The sequence below is a fragment of the Candidatus Nitrosopumilus koreensis AR1 genome (assembly GCF_000299365.1).
Classification (GTDB): Archaea; Thermoproteota; Nitrososphaeria; order Nitrososphaerales; family Nitrosopumilaceae; genus Nitrosopumilus; species Nitrosopumilus koreensis.
This window is the reverse complement of sequence record NC_018655.1, coordinates 1352653-1366115: the sequence shown is the minus strand read 5'-3', so window position 1 is coordinate 1366115 and position 13463 is coordinate 1352653. Positions and strand designations below refer to the sequence as shown.

General features: G+C 35.9%; 17 protein-coding genes and 2 pseudogenes. 7 read left to right on the top strand and 12 right to left on the bottom strand.

The annotated features are described in order from the left end of the window. Window positions 1-18: 18 nt before the first annotated feature. The 5 genes and pseudogenes from NKOR_RS08195 to NKOR_RS08175 all read right to left on the bottom strand — a co-directional run bounded on the left by NKOR_RS08195 (window position 19) and on the right by NKOR_RS08175 (window position 4011). Window positions 19-630, bottom strand: a complete 612-nt coding sequence (locus NKOR_RS08195) for a 30S ribosomal protein S3ae (RefSeq protein ID WP_014963885.1) — start codon at window positions 628-630, stop codon at window positions 19-21. Between the two features lie 40 nt (window positions 631-670). After that, window positions 671-1887 (bottom strand): annotated as a pseudogene (gene serS, locus NKOR_RS08190) (serine--tRNA ligase). 48 nt (window positions 1888-1935) lie between these two features. Further along, a complete protein-coding gene (locus tag NKOR_RS08185; RefSeq protein WP_026089905.1) occupies window positions 1936-2178 on the bottom strand; it encodes a KEOPS complex subunit Pcc1 in 243 nt (80 codons plus the stop codon). Further along, the gene (recJ, locus tag NKOR_RS08180) at window positions 2141-3562 is read right to left on the bottom strand and encodes a RecJ family nuclease (RefSeq protein ID WP_014963883.1); all 1422 of its coding nucleotides are present in this window, start codon (window positions 3560-3562) and stop codon (window positions 2141-2143) included. Before recJ ends, NKOR_RS08185 begins: the two co-directional genes overlap by 38 nt. Continuing rightward, window positions 3562-4011, bottom strand: a complete 450-nt coding sequence (locus NKOR_RS08175; protein WP_014963882.1) for a 30S ribosomal protein S15 — start codon at window positions 4009-4011, stop codon at window positions 3562-3564. The genes recJ and NKOR_RS08175 overlap by 1 nt, the downstream gene beginning before the upstream one ends. 124 nt (window positions 4012-4135) lie before the next feature. Between NKOR_RS08175 and NKOR_RS08170 the strand changes: the two genes are divergently transcribed. Beyond that, entirely contained in the window at window positions 4136-4468 is a 333-nt protein-coding gene (locus tag NKOR_RS08170) for a hypothetical protein (RefSeq protein ID WP_014963881.1), read from the top strand. 111 nt (window positions 4469-4579) lie between these two features. Beyond that, entirely contained in the window at window positions 4580-4849 is a 270-nt protein-coding gene (locus NKOR_RS08165) for a hypothetical protein (protein WP_014963880.1), read from the top strand. 101 nt (window positions 4850-4950) lie between these two features. Here NKOR_RS08165 and NKOR_RS08160 read toward each other — a convergent pair whose 3' ends face one another. The 3 genes from NKOR_RS08160 to NKOR_RS08150 form a co-directional block, all read right to left on the bottom strand. Further along, window positions 4951-5475, bottom strand: a complete 525-nt coding sequence (locus NKOR_RS08160) for a hypothetical protein (RefSeq protein ID WP_014963879.1) — start codon at window positions 5473-5475, stop codon at window positions 4951-4953. A gap of 38 nt (window positions 5476-5513) precedes the next feature. Next, complete coding sequence (locus NKOR_RS08155) at window positions 5514-5828, bottom strand: hypothetical protein (RefSeq protein ID WP_014963878.1); 315 nt, start codon at window positions 5826-5828, stop codon at window positions 5514-5516. A gap of 94 nt (window positions 5829-5922) precedes the next feature. After that, the gene (locus NKOR_RS08150) at window positions 5923-6492 is read right to left on the bottom strand and encodes a methane monooxygenase/ammonia monooxygenase subunit B (RefSeq protein ID WP_014963877.1); all 570 of its coding nucleotides are present in this window, start codon (window positions 6490-6492) and stop codon (window positions 5923-5925) included. 248 nt (window positions 6493-6740) lie between these two features. Here NKOR_RS08150 and NKOR_RS08145 point away from each other — a divergent pair. The 4 genes and pseudogenes from NKOR_RS08145 to NKOR_RS08130 all read left to right on the top strand — a co-directional run. Next, window positions 6741-7022 (top strand): annotated as a pseudogene (locus NKOR_RS08145) (methane monooxygenase/ammonia monooxygenase subunit C); the annotation flags it as partial. Window positions 7023-7140: 118 nt separating this feature from the next. Continuing rightward, complete coding sequence (locus NKOR_RS08140) at window positions 7141-7503, top strand: hypothetical protein (RefSeq protein ID WP_014963875.1); 363 nt, start codon at window positions 7141-7143, stop codon at window positions 7501-7503. Between the two features lie 133 nt (window positions 7504-7636). Then, window positions 7637-8287 carry an ammonia monooxygenase family protein gene (locus tag NKOR_RS08135; RefSeq protein ID WP_039774008.1) on the top strand — a complete coding sequence of 217 codons (651 nt, stop codon included), beginning with the start codon at window positions 7637-7639 and terminating at the stop codon, window positions 8285-8287. Between the two features lie 270 nt (window positions 8288-8557). Further along, window positions 8558-9571 carry a hypothetical protein gene (locus tag NKOR_RS08130; protein ID WP_014963873.1) on the top strand — a complete coding sequence of 338 codons (1014 nt, stop codon included), beginning with the start codon at window positions 8558-8560 and terminating at the stop codon, window positions 9569-9571. Window positions 9572-9683: 112 nt separating this feature from the next. Here NKOR_RS08130 and NKOR_RS08125 read toward each other — a convergent pair whose 3' ends face one another. Together NKOR_RS08125 and NKOR_RS08120 are read right to left on the bottom strand one after the other, a co-directional pair. Continuing rightward, a complete protein-coding gene (locus tag NKOR_RS08125; RefSeq protein ID WP_014963872.1) occupies window positions 9684-9962 on the bottom strand; it encodes a hypothetical protein in 279 nt (92 codons plus the stop codon). A gap of 27 nt (window positions 9963-9989) precedes the next feature. After that, on the bottom strand, window positions 9990-10154 hold the full coding sequence (locus tag NKOR_RS08120; RefSeq protein WP_232202995.1) for a hypothetical protein: 165 nt from the start codon (window positions 10152-10154) through the stop codon (window positions 9990-9992). A 49-nt stretch (window positions 10155-10203) separates the two neighbouring features. Between NKOR_RS08120 and NKOR_RS08115 the strand changes: the two genes are divergently transcribed. After that, on the top strand, window positions 10204-11067 hold the full coding sequence (locus NKOR_RS08115; protein ID WP_016939482.1) for a hypothetical protein: 864 nt from the start codon (window positions 10204-10206) through the stop codon (window positions 11065-11067). Here the strand turns inward: NKOR_RS08115 and NKOR_RS08110 are convergent, their stop codons facing one another. Together NKOR_RS08110 and NKOR_RS08105 are read right to left on the bottom strand one after the other, a co-directional pair. Then, window positions 11068-11433 (bottom strand): response regulator, encoded by a 366-nt coding sequence (locus tag NKOR_RS08110; RefSeq protein WP_014963870.1) that lies wholly within the window; start codon window positions 11431-11433, stop codon window positions 11068-11070. A gap of 50 nt (window positions 11434-11483) precedes the next feature. Next, window positions 11484-13349 (bottom strand): sensor histidine kinase, encoded by a 1866-nt coding sequence (locus tag NKOR_RS08105; protein WP_232202994.1) that lies wholly within the window; start codon window positions 13347-13349, stop codon window positions 11484-11486. Between the last annotated feature and the right edge of the window lie 114 nt (window positions 13350-13463).

Genomic DNA, 13463 nt, shown 5'->3' with positions numbered 1-13463 from the left:
AGAATAATGTTTGAGTGTTTATGCTTCAAGCAAAACTGTTTCTTTATCAGCTGTTCTGATGAGTTTTACTTTTTCAAGACCAACATGTCTTACTCTGATAACTTTCTTGAATGCTGCCATGATGTCTGAGTTAATCTTACTGTAACATGTGGCTTGAACAAATTGCTCAATTGTCATATCTGGAATTGTCTTGTTAATTACATCTCTTGCAATCAATCTGAGTGCATGTTTTCTAGATGTGTTAAGTTGTCTATGTGTTAGAGCAATTACTTTGATTCTAAAGATGTATCCGTCTTTTGTTTTTACATCAATAATGAAATTGATTTTGGATGAACCACGTCTTACTAAACTACGTAAGAATTCTTTTGAGTATTCAAATCTCTTGAAAATTGTTGATGCTTTTTCTCCATCAACTTTGTCAATTTGGAAATAGATCTTGTACTGATGTTGTGAAGGATCTCCTTTTAGAATATCATATAGTGTAACTTCTAAAACTCTTCCTACAGCATTTTCATCATCTGTAATTGGAACATATGCAATTGGTACATTGTTAAATGAATCTGGAGCATTTACAGTGACCCAGCGTTTTTCTCGCCACTTGTCCTTTACTCTACCTTTTCTACGTGCCAATTATTATCGACCTTTGAACCCAAAATATAAGGGTATGTCACTAGATCTCTTTCTGATTTCCCATGTAACTCTGTAAAACATGAGGAATTTTGATGTGTCCATCTTTTGTCTGAAAATTTTCCATAATTGAGACCAAGACTCTGGTTGTGGCCACCAAGGTGCTGTTTAGTGTGTGCAAGTAATGTGTGTCTTCATTTGTTTTGTCTCTGAATCTTATCTTCAATCTTCTTGCTTGATAGTCTAAACAATTTGAACATGAGACAATTTCTCTATAGGAATTCTGGCCTGCCATCCATGCTTCAATGTCATATGTTTTAGCTGAAATCTTTCCCATGTCTCCAGTTGATAGCAGCATGACTCTGTGTGGAATCTCCAATTTTTGATAAAACTCTTCAGCCACTGCTAGCATCTTTTCGTGTTCTTTCCAAGAGTCTTCAGGCCTTGCAAAAACAAATTGCTCAATCTTATCAAACTGGTGTACTCTGAAGATTCCTTTCTGGTCTCTTCCGTGCGCCCCTGCTTCTTTTCTAAAACATGGACTTACTCCTGCATATCTGATGGGAAGATCTTTTCCTTCTATGATCTCTTTTGAGTGCATTGCTGCCATGGCATGCTCTGATGTTCCAATCATGTAAAGATCCTCATCTTCAACCTTGTAGATTACCTCTTCAAAATCGTCTGCAATTACTGCCCCTTCCATTGATTGGCGATTAATCATGTATGGGGGCTGAATTAGTGAATACTCTTTTTCTACAAGAAAGTCTAATGCAAAATGGATTAATGCTTGGTTTAGTCTTACCAGATCATTTTTCAGATAATAAAACCTGGCACCTGCTACTTTGGCTGCTCTCTCCAAATCAACCAAATCCAGATTTTCAGATATGTCTATGTGATCATTTATCTTAAAATCAAATTCAGGAATTTTTCCCCACTTTCTCATTTCTTTGTTGGCAGTATCATCTGCTCCAACTGGGACTGATTCATGAACAAGATTTGGTATTGTTAATGCTAACTTGGAATACTTGTTTTCAATGCTTTCTTGTTCTGATTCTAACTTTGCAAGCTCAGCTGAAACGTTTTTCATTTCAGCTAAAATTTCTGATGCGTCTTCTCCTGCCTTCTTTTTTTGGGCAATATCCAAGGCCACTTGATTTTCTTTTTTCGTAATTCGTCTGTTTTTATGATGAACTCTCGCCTTTTTTGATCAGACTCTATTAGTCCATCCAGGTCAAAATCTACTGCTCTTGATTTGAGCATATCTCGGATAATCTGAGGCTTTTCTTTGATTAGTTTGGGATCTAACATTTACTCAATCACCTTAAGTGCCACTTGAATATGATCCATAACTTCATCTATAGTCCCAATTAGCTGTTTCATGTTCTTCTTACTTTCAAAATTAAAAACAAGTTTGTTATCAATATTTTCAACATAAAGGCTCAATCCTTCTGGAAAGTCCACATTATCTGGTTCTAGTGCTTTTTTGACAGCTTCTGCTTTTTCTTTTGAGATATTATTGAGAACTACCTGCACTTGACACGTTAACGACATTTACTTCTAAATAATTGAGAAATTCATCCAATTTGTCTTTAGTTATTTTTGCACCAGCAGCTGCATCGTGGCCTCCTCCTACTCCGTCAAATCTCTTGGCCCCTTCTCTCATCAATTCACTTAGATTTACATCTGATTTGCACCCAAATGATTTTCTTGATGAAAACTTGATTGTGTTCTCCTCACCCTTTGTTCTCAAAATTACAATTTTTCCTGAATTTTTTGGAGACCCTGCAATTAATGATGAGATGGTTCCAGTCATTGTTTCTGGGACAATATCTTCGCCATTTACCATCACACATGTTTCACTTTCTGATATTCTCCATCTCTCATTTGAGAGGATGTTCATGTATTCTCTGATCATCTTTCTATAATCTGTCAAAATGGTCTCCCCTTCTCTTAGGATCTTATTTCTGTCTCCCATGCAGATTGCCATTCCTACTCCAGAACGACTTATTCTTCCACAAGAGTTTAACATAGTTGAAAATTCTCTACCATCTCTGAGAAAACTCCTTTTGTCTTCTCTTGGAAATGTGTAGGTATATCCGATTAATTCTGACATTATTTCAGTGGCATTTTTTCCAGATGTGAACTTGGTAATTGATTCTATGACTTGCCTCTTTTCTTCTTCGTTTAGCTCTGCTGGAACCCTCCATCTGCTTCCTTCCTTTAATTGGATTCCAGATGAATTTAGAAGAGAAAGGCAGGCATCTCTATTCCAGGTTAATCCTTCAACAAATGGTTGTGATGTAAAAGCAAGGGCATCTGGCAGAGGTCTTGTCTCTCTTCCTACCAATAATAAATCCAAATCAATCTCAACTAATCCTTGCTCTTTAGCTGTTTTTGCAATTTCAAAATTCTTTCCTGTAAAGGATTTTCTTTCTCCCTGATCCTGTCTGTCCCCTAGTGCAGAAACAACTGCTATGGATGACAAGTCTGAATTTTTTTCATCAAGTGCTATGGCTGCAAGGTATGCCATGCCTCCTGCACAAATTTCCCTTCCTCCATCAATTCCATATTTCCATGCATTGATTACATTTTGATTCTCAATCTCTTCATCTGAAATCTGGTGATGATCTAAGACAATCCAATTGTCTCCCAATGTCTCATTTAGATCCTTTGCAAAACCTCCTCCTAGATCTGTAACTATGTGAAAATCTCTGGAATCTGTTTTGAAAGATTCTACAATATTTTTGCTAAATTCTTTAGATGTTCTAACAGTACAATTTGCCCCTTCTCTGATCAGTGCTTTGGTAATGATACTTCCAGATGTTAATCCATCACAATCAATATGGGTTGTAACAAAAATCGATTTTTTGGATTTTATACAATCTGAAACTTTATCTTTGAAAAATGAAAGTGATTCATCAAGTGATTTTGTCATTACTCTAATTGAGCTACCACGGATTTATATTTCCAGTTTGCTGGAATTCTGCCAATTCTTTTGTAATAGACTGATAATCTGTGAACTTTGGCTTCAATTAATTCCAAAGATCTGACATTTCTTCTGTCTCCCTTGTTGGCTTTGAGGTGTTTTTGAAGGCCTACTGCTTTTTTGACAATGTTTTCAAGGTCTTCAGGCATTTCTGCTTTCAAATCATTTTCTTCTAAAATCTCTCCAATAGTCTTTTTTGTAATTGGTTTGATTAGTGGGATTGAATGTTGGTCTCTTAGTTTGATTCCAATTTGACTTGGGGTTAGACCATCTTTTGAGTATTTTATTACTAATTCTTCGATTTCTGCAGGACTTTGTGTGATCCATGAAGGTGCACGTAGAGTAGCTGGTCTAATGGAATGTGATTTTCCATGTCTATGTGTGTGCATTCGTCCCATAATTTGGCTCACTTCAGTGCAGAATTAAACGTTACTTATCCTGATCTCGTACATTCTTCAAAATTTGGGGCTCAGAATAAAGTTTTAAATAAGTACTATTCGTCCAATCGATTAGGTAAACGGTATGAATACAAAAGTACTCTTAACAGCAACCATGCTATCTGTATTTTTCTTCGGTGCCATTGGTGCAGCTTCTGTTGCATTTGCTCAATACATGGGCAACGTAGGTGGCGAAGGAGAAACGGGAGCCTATACCTTAGAAGAAGCACTTGAAATTCAAAGAAGAAGAATTGAAGCTGCTGAAGCAAACCCATCATCTGGTTCAGGAACTCCATATCTTGATGCTAGTGGTGTCGTTGGTGCAGCAGTTATTGCCGGTGCAGTCTTTGGCGGTATTGCAGGAGCTTTCTTCATTAGAGGAAGATCTGGTAAATACGCAGCAATGGGTAGAGGATAAGCAAACCTAATTTTTCTCTTATTTTATTATCTAACCTTTAGTGAATACTGATCTCGTACTTTATGATAATAAAAGAAATGTATATATCGCAGAAATTGGGCCAAAATATACATGACTCCTATCGTAGGAACTTTCCTTAGCATCCTGTCTTCACTTACAGGACAACTAGGACCAAACTATGATCCATTATTCTATGATGTAATGATTTACATCTTCGGAACCATGATGTTCACAATATTCCTCCTTGGAATTATCTCATTCTGGTTACGTGTTCACGGATGGGCTTACAAGGACAACCGTGAGAGATGGGTCGATGAATTGGACAGACACTTTGAAAGAGAAGGTATCGGTCTTATTCCAGACAACGGAAAATACTGGTAGAAATCTACCTTTATCATTTTCATTATTTTTAATTCTCTAGAGAACTCTAGCTCTGACTTGTTTTTTTGAAATTATCTGATTTTTACAAAGTCTACAATTGTCTAATTTTCAGGAAGGAAGTCTGTATCCTTTGATTCATCATATGCCTTTGATGTGAATTCTGCCTTGTAGTGGTATCCGTCTTGGAATGGGTGATTAATGAAATGAGGTGACTCCTTTCCATTTACGTAAATTGCTGACTTGCTTTGGTCCATGTCTCTTAGAGGGAAATCCCACATCCACAAAAAGTGTCCAATCTCAAATGGGTAATCTTCTTCCCATTCGGCATAAATCGTACCGTCATTTGTTAGAGTATACATTGTCCTTTGACACTCTCCGTCAAGTCCTGAATTAATGTTGGCAGGAATTTCTGCTGGTAGCCCGTCAATAACTATCTCTAATGTGGCTTTGATTTTGTAAGGAGTATCTCTGTCATTGATGCAAACTTTGAGAGGATTGTCTTGTCCTAATTGACCTTGGATTACACTGCTTGCAACTCCGACAGATATTGCAATTATGGCCGTTATCCCTAGAAACTTTAGTGTCTTTTTCCTCTTGTAAGGATCACCAGTTCCTGGCCATATCATAATGATGGCTTTTGTCAGATTCCTTAAAGTCCTTTCTGTTATTCGTACATTATCTCAATTGTGTCTAGTTGGTCCTGATGGTCTGCAAGAAAATATGTGATCTCATCTGAATCAATTTCAAGCCATTCTGATTCTCCCTTGTATGGGAGATAGTCTTCTACAAACAAGTCCTTGGGACCTGTTATTCTTACGAGAACCTTTTCTCTTTTTGGGTTGATTTCAAAAGGTAGCTTGAGGACTTTGCCCCTTCTTTGATTCTGTACGTTGATTTTGTATGGGTCTTCTCTAAACTCCACTTCTCCAAAAAAATAACTTTGAAAAATATCTAGTTTTTTGATTTTGAAGTTTAGCATATTTTTTATTTGATTTAATTGCAGATAAGACTTGGTTTCTGACTTACGTTAATCGTAGAGGTGTTTAGAAAATGAAAAGGAAAAGGTTGGGTGTTTAGATTACTTGCCAGGGTCGTGTTGCAAACGTAATGACATATCCAACGCCAATCATAATTGATTGATATGCGATGTTGGTATATGGGATTGGTTTGATAATTGGTTCTCCTTCAACGACAACTGTTTGACCTGGACCAAGTCCTGGGCCAACTTTGGCTACATTGAGTTGGGTGTGTACGTGGTATACACCTGCTTCAAGTGCTTTTGCAGATAGTGAATAATCTACAACAGAGTTTCCTGGAATGTCAAAGACGTTTCCTGGTGGGTCTCTTGCGAGCATCTCCCATCTGTTACCTGCGTTAGTTGACTCTGAGAAAATGGAAATCCATCCTCTAAGGTCTCTTTCTACAAGACTGACTAATGTTCCTTGAAGTGTCAAGGTTTCACCAGTTTGCAGGGATTGTCTGTTAAAGGTTTCATCTTCAATTCTGACGAAACGACTCTGGAGTTGTGCTTGGACACCGTGTGCATCTGCAGTTGGAAGTACGGATTCAACCCAGTTGAAACCTAAAGTTCCTAGTGCAAGTACGACAGCTAGTCCGAATACGAAAATCTTTTTTTCGACCATAGTTATCCCTAATATTGTGAAAGATAATACACGTCGTTATATGTTTTACCTTCATTGCGAGGATCGATACTAATACCAATGTTAATCATTGATGTTAACCATTGAAAATGGCAAAAAACTATTGTTATTTTTGTAATGAAAAAATATAAAATAAAATTATTTTAAGATTTTATCGTAAATTCATTAAAAATTTTACAAAAAAACATCTGATTTCAATCTCTTACTTTATATTCTCAATATACACCAAAGGTTTGAAAATGACCATTCTTGGTTACTTAGCAACTATGTTTACAATTGGAGTCAATGAGATGTGGCACTTCTGGTTTGTAGAAGAAATCTTTGCAGTTCCAAATCACTGGATGTTTAACATGGGTGTTGTAGTAGCATTCATGGGTGCACTTGCATACGTAGTCAGAGTATATGCTAGACTCGTAGAACTAGGTGCAGAAACTCCAGGAGAGAACCCATATGTCGCAGAGATGTACAAGATGGCCTTAGAAGGCAAATTGTACAGTAGATCTATTCCATAGACAAAATGTGCAAACGCACAATTTTTTCTCTTTTATTATTTTCAAAAAGGACGTAGATCGTCCTTTATCTGCAGTTTAAGAAAGACTTAAAAGGATTCTGTATTAGAATAATTCCAGAATGACTCTTCCAAAAGGATTCGGTTCAGGCGGTAGCGGTGGATCATCCAGTGCTGACGTTGAACGAATGATTGGAAAACGCGTTGAAAATATGACTGGTATTATTACTGTATCATATTGGGCTGCATTATTAGCTACTTTTGGCGGTACTGCCGCAGGATACTTCTATTATCCTTGGGCATATCCAACAGCAAGTGGCCACTTTGCATTCATCGTGCTTGCAATCATTGAGGCAATAGGTTACATCTTCTGTGTTAAAGTCATGGAAGAAGGTTCCAACAAGAATAGTAATGGTATAGTTGGGGGCAGTATTGCTGCTACCGTAGCATTTGTGCTATTTGTATCATTATACGTCGGTTGGTAATCAGAAGGAAAACCCTTCAGATACACTTCTTTTTCATTTTAATTTTTAAGAACAATCTGTGATGCATGTCTCCTATGCAACGATCTTCATCACACTCTAAAATTTTATATACTGACCGTTTCTTCACCTTGATATGGTCTGGTTAAGACGATGTACACACTACTTGTTCATAGTAGTGGTTGCAGTTAACTCTACACTGTTAACAATTAACGCAGGAGACTACATCTTCTACACTGACTGGGCTTGGACTTCGTACACGGTATTCTCAATATCGCAAACGTTGATGCTTTTAGTAGGTGCAACATATTACCTTACATTTACTGGCGTTCCAGGCACAGCAACGTACTACGCTCTAATTATGACAGTATACACATGGATAGCAAAAGCCGCATGGTTTTCACTCGGTTATCCATATGACTTCATTGTAACTCCAGTTTGGCTACCATCAGCAATGCTGTTGGACTTAGTATACTGGGCAACAAAGAAGAACAAGCACTCCTTGATACTGTTCGGCGGTGTACTGGTAGGAATGTCTTTACCATTGTTCAACATGGTAAACCTGATAACAGTAGCAGACCCACTTGAAACGGCATTCAAATATCCAAGACCAACATTGCCACCATACATGACACCGATAGAACCCCAAGTAGGTAAGTTCTATAACAGCCCAGTCGCTCTCGGTGCAGGTGCAGGTGCAGTTTTGGGATGTACATTTGCAGCATTAGGTTGTAAATTGAACACTTGGACTTACAGATGGATGGCCGCTTGGTCAAAGTGGGACTAAACACCCAACCTTTTCATTTTATTATTTACTTCTAGTGTAAACTCTAAACAAATTTTTGAACATTCTCATATGGAATTTTTTTACCAACTCAATATTTGACATGAATTGTAATTTTCACTAGTTAATTTCCAACAAATACTTTGATTTATGATCTTTTTTGATCCACAAAATATGTGCTGTGATTGTTCTTTTTTTATTCCATTTTTAACCAGAATGGCACCCCGCAAATAGGAGTATATTTTGATATAATTATTTTGTTTATTTTGGACCATGAAACAAAACAGCATAACTGTATTTGCTATGATTGCAATGATGTTATGTGCTACCACAGCTCTTAGCATACCTCCTACATTTGCCCAAACACAAGTAGGTGTAGGTATTGGAGCTGAAGTCAAAATAGGTACAGAAAACAAGAATGATTCACCAGATGATTCTGAAGACAAAACAAAATCTGAAACAAGAATAGCAGTTTCTGTGAACAACGGAAAAGCAACTGTACAAATTGATTTTGACGGAGAAACTGATGCATATGTACTTGAAACCGATGATGAGGCTACAATTATTGCATCAATAGAATCACAGACTGGGCTTTCAGAAGATGAGATTCGCTCAATTTGGGATTTTAAAGTAAAATCCGACATGGGTGCTCAGGTAAAGTCTGAAGAAAAATCTGAAATGGAATCAAAAACCTCAGTCTCTGTTTCTGCAATGGCATCTGCTGAAAACAGCAATGATGCTAAAGTAAAAGCCATGCAAGTTATTGCAGAACTAAAACAGAGGTTGACAGAACTTGAAAACAGATTCCAAACAATCATGCTCAAACTAGAATCTGGCACCTATTTTGGCAAAACTCCTGGAGGAGATGATGTGACAAACAATTACCATTTAACATTAGATGGTAAGGCAGTCGCAATATCTGATGCAACAACGCAAGTTGATTACTCAGGTGAACTCTTCTTAGAGTCAATATTTGCTAGAGATGGCCAATCCAAATTCAAGGTAACCGGAGGTCATATTGAAATTGATGGTGAGACCTATGAAGTACTGTTTGGAAAGACACGAGCATCCCCTGGTTTCTCAGGTGAAACCAACACCATGGTAGTAATTGCCCATGTGATTGATAATAATCAAAACCCAACTACCGTGAAGTTGCTTGTAAAGGCTGAAAACAATTTTGAAGGGGATTTTGGAACTAGTCCAGAATCCTTCAACGTTGTGATGCCAAGCAGTAAGGTTTCAAGCCAATGGTTCCTTGATGGTTCTGGAAAAGTCACTTTAGTATAATCCCTTTTTTATTTTTCATTTCTGTTTGATAGGAATGTATTCAGGATAATACTGAACAATAATTCTTAAAATATGATATGCATAAAAAATAGAAAATAGGAATAAAAAATCATTATCCCATTCTATAGAGTTTTTTGAGTAATTGTTTTGCCGTGTATTCAGAAGCAATTTTCTTGAAGGTTTTAACTTCTTCTTTCTTTATTGACTCAAATCCACTTTTTTGGGTTTTGTTATTATCAACTTGTAATTTGGCTTTTGTTTTTTCACCAAATGATTTTGGAGATAATTGGCTTACCTTATCAGCTTTTACTGCATAAGCATCTTGTAATGCTGGAGCAATTACGCCAGTAGCCAAGATTGCCATGATAGATATTGCAAAGATTGTTTTCATTATTTCTTTTCACCTCCACCTAGTTGGCTAAGCATAATCACTCAGTTCTTCCATGAAGATCCAAGATAATCCCATAATGTCGCTGCCATTGTAAGATGTATTGGTTGGAAGCGCGTTTTTGGCATCACTTCCAACCTGTTTTGTTGACAGCGTCTGAGTTGGGACAGACTTTTCAACTGTTATTTGTTTCATGGAAATAATTAGTGAAGTTATTATTTGTCGATACCCTGTAATTTGTGGCATGCCATCAAAAGATCAAGGTACAGTTTACGGGAATCTTCATGCCTACAAAATGTACACAAGGCCCACATCTCAGAGATTATTTGGAAGTTATTCTTTCAGAAAAAAACCTGGAATAAAACATCATGAAAATGTTCAACGAATGCTAGAAATCTTGGCATTAAATGGAACACTGACTACATGGGGAATGGCAAAAACGCATATTGACGATTCTGCAGGAATTAGAACTAAAGAAAAAGAATATCGAAGACTGTTGGTAGGAAGGATGGCAAGGGGCAAACATACCATAGGCGTATTGGAAGCAGGACTCGTGGTAAAGGATGGAAAGAGCTATGCAAAAGCACCAGCTGATAAATACAGATTATCATTACACGGGATTTTGTATTGTTTGGATGTTTTAGATTTATCACATAAGCAAATTGACATTATGGCAGAAAAATATTCAAATGTGTTGCCACTAGTTTTTGGAAGATGGGATTACCTAAAATCAAATATTGGAAATGAAGTTTATAGATTAAAAAATTTAGCAGGGGGTTTGTTCATGGATAATATTCAAATTGCAAAGATTTCAAATTTTCCTGTATATGAGTTGATGACATATCTAAATATCAAATACCAAAACAATTTTGAACAGATTGAAGAAAAAGAATTGGCAAATCAAATATCTGCATGGTTTTATACAAACTTACTTGTACCATCTAGATTAAGATCTTCGGGCAAACGTTCTTCATTAGAGATAAAACAATGGAGAAAAATTATTCAAGGGGATTTAAAATTGAAAAAATGGTACTATAATTTTGTAAATGAATCCATAAAATTTTATAATGATAGATTCAATAAATTGAAAAAATTAGAAAACCCATAATCATGCATATTTTGTCACAATTTCTTCGAGTTGCTCAAAAGAATAAGGTTTGTTGATAGTTGTAATTAATGACATATTTTTTGCCTTTAGGTGTTTTTTCTCATCCAGAACAAATGCTGTGATTAGTATGACCTTTGCATTTGAATCAAATTGTTTTATCTTAAAAAATGCATCAAAACCATCCATTTTAGGCATCTTGACATCCATTATGGTCAGATCTGGGCGAATATCTTTGTATTTCACTACTGCTTCCTGACCATCTTCAGCAATAGTTACATCATATCCGATACTTTTAATCAGATATGCAGTATTTTCCAAAAGATCGATGTCATCATCTACTAAAAGAATTGTTTTTTTGGAAGACATGCTGAATTTCAATTTTTATGCATGATAAAACTTTCGAACAGATGTATCATTTAATCCGAGGATGGAAAAATTATGGTGAATCTGGTTGGATTATTTTGATATGATATTGTTCCTTTATGTTGTTCAATTACGTTTTTGCAGGTAGACAAACCCAATCCTGTTCCTTTTTGTTTTGAAGAAACCAGAGGATCAAATATCTTCGGAAAAAGATCCTCAGGTATGCCTGATCCTGAATCTTGAATCTCAATGATTACAGTGGAATCTTTTTGTTCAATCTTGCACTTGATTTCTCCTTTACTTTCTCCAATTGCCTGAATCGAATTCAAGAAAAGATTGATAAAAACAATTTCTAATTTTTGCACATCACATTTTATCTCGATGTCTGAATTTGGAATGAATAATGAGATATTTTTTGGTATGTCCATAGATGCTTTTGCTGATTCTAATAATTTTGTAATTTTAATTGATTTGAGTTCTAACGGTGTAATTCGGACGTAATTTAACACGTCATCTATCTGATGAGTGATTCTATCCATTGCTCGATTCATTCGATCAATAACTTTTTGCAATTCTTCATCAGGTTTTGCATTTTTTTGTAGAATCTCTGCGGATCTCTGAATCGTCGAAAGTGGATTTTTCATATCATGAGCCATACTAGCTGCAAGTTCTCCAATGGCACTTAATCGCTCATGTTTTACTCGCATGTTTGCTTCGGCTAGTTGTTTTTCGGTTTCAACTAATTTTTTGAGATTTTGTGCCATCTTTTCAAAAGAAATACTGATTGTTTTAATTTCATCAATCTTACTATCTGTTGTTTTAATATCAAAATCCCCATTGGATATAGAACTAGCAATTTTTGTCAAGCGTTTTAATGGCAAAGAAACACTTGTTGAAATAAAAAACCCTCCAATTATTGATGCAATCATTCCTAAAATAGACACTAACAAAATTGAATTACGTAATTCTACAAGCTCTTGAACTACTGAGGAACTACTCTGCTCTACAACCACAATCCAATCAAATCCCTCAAAAGTATTGTATCCGGTAGATTTTGCATAAGAAACTAGCTGTAGATCATCTACTGGGTCAACTAATTCAAAAAATCCCACGTCTGCTCCTTGAGAAATGTTTTCAAAGTATTCTACAGGTACGTTAGATCTGAGTATTTGGTTATTTTGATAAATAGAATTTCCTGTTCTGTCTAATAACAAAACATTGTATTCAGAAATCGTAATTATTTCAGAATCCTCGATAAAAGTGCTAAGAAGATCATCAAGAGTGATCACAACACGCAATACTCCGATAAAATTTTCATCAATGTCGTTTACGCTAAATGCAAAATCAATTGAATAACTATCATAATTTTTATTATAATTTACATCTCCGACATATTTGCCTGTATCTCGTGCAGTTTGCCACCATTTTTCATCACTTTGAGAATAATCGGATGTGCCTGATCCTAGAGCAACATTTGCACCATAGGCATTGGTAACAAACAATTCTTCAACGACATCATAGTTGTATTCCTCGCGATAAAATTCTATTGTGTTCACAAGCTCGTCTGTTAGAACCTCATCTGAGACTCCTCCAACAAAAGGAGATAGTTCAGTAAACTCAATTTCGTCTTCTTTTAGATCCAAATACGCTTGAATATCTTCAATTTTTTCAAATTTTTCATTTGACTCAAGCAGTGCAGCATGAATAAGATTCAGATTTGTTAGTTTTTGAAAATCAGATATTCTGTTTTCAATATGTTGATCAATATCTTGCATCATATTGAATGCAAAACCTTCATTTCGTGAGCCCAAAAATTTCTTAATCTCATCTGCACTGAGTTCAAAAGTTACAATACCTACTATTGTAAATATTAAAGAAACTACAAACATAACTGCAATTATCATTACGGAGATTTTCAAGAGATATCCAGCCAAGATCAATGAGATGCGAATTTAAACATCACTAATTTGAATTAAAAAATGGCATACCACAAATTACAAGTTATTGCCATATAACAAAATCCTGTTACTTGT

Coding starts and splice junctions, on each gene's coding strand:
- NKOR_RS08185 (WP_026089905.1), bottom strand. CDS start 2,178: ATGTCGTTAACGTGTCAAGTGCAGGTAGTTCTCAATAATATCTCAAAA.
- recJ (WP_014963883.1), bottom strand. CDS start 3,562: ATGACAAAATCACTTGATGAATCACTTTCATTTTTCAAAGATAAAGTT.
- NKOR_RS08175 (WP_014963882.1), bottom strand. CDS start 4,011: ATGGGACGAATGCACACACATAGACATGGAAAATCACATTCCATTAGA.
- NKOR_RS08170 (WP_014963881.1), top strand. CDS start 4,136: ATGAATACAAAAGTACTCTTAACAGCAACCATGCTATCTGTATTTTTC.
- NKOR_RS08165 (WP_014963880.1), top strand. CDS start 4,580: ATGACTCCTATCGTAGGAACTTTCCTTAGCATCCTGTCTTCACTTACA.
- NKOR_RS08160 (WP_014963879.1), bottom strand. CDS start 5,475: ATGATATGGCCAGGAACTGGTGATCCTTACAAGAGGAAAAAGACACTA.
- NKOR_RS08155 (WP_014963878.1), bottom strand. CDS start 5,828: ATGCTAAACTTCAAAATCAAAAAACTAGATATTTTTCAAAGTTATTTT.
- NKOR_RS08150 (WP_014963877.1), bottom strand. CDS start 6,492: ATGGTCGAAAAAAAGATTTTCGTATTCGGACTAGCTGTCGTACTTGCA.
- NKOR_RS08140 (WP_014963875.1), top strand. CDS start 7,141: ATGACTCTTCCAAAAGGATTCGGTTCAGGCGGTAGCGGTGGATCATCC.
- NKOR_RS08135 (WP_039774008.1), top strand. CDS start 7,637: ATGGTCTGGTTAAGACGATGTACACACTACTTGTTCATAGTAGTGGTT.
- NKOR_RS08130 (WP_014963873.1), top strand. CDS start 8,558: ATGAAACAAAACAGCATAACTGTATTTGCTATGATTGCAATGATGTTA.
- NKOR_RS08125 (WP_014963872.1), bottom strand. CDS start 9,962: ATGAAAACAATCTTTGCAATATCTATCATGGCAATCTTGGCTACTGGC.
- NKOR_RS08120 (WP_232202995.1), bottom strand. CDS start 10,154: ATGAAACAAATAACAGTTGAAAAGTCTGTCCCAACTCAGACGCTGTCA.
- NKOR_RS08115 (WP_016939482.1), top strand. CDS start 10,204: ATGCCATCAAAAGATCAAGGTACAGTTTACGGGAATCTTCATGCCTAC.
- NKOR_RS08110 (WP_014963870.1), bottom strand. CDS start 11,433: ATGTCTTCCAAAAAAACAATTCTTTTAGTAGATGATGACATCGATCTT.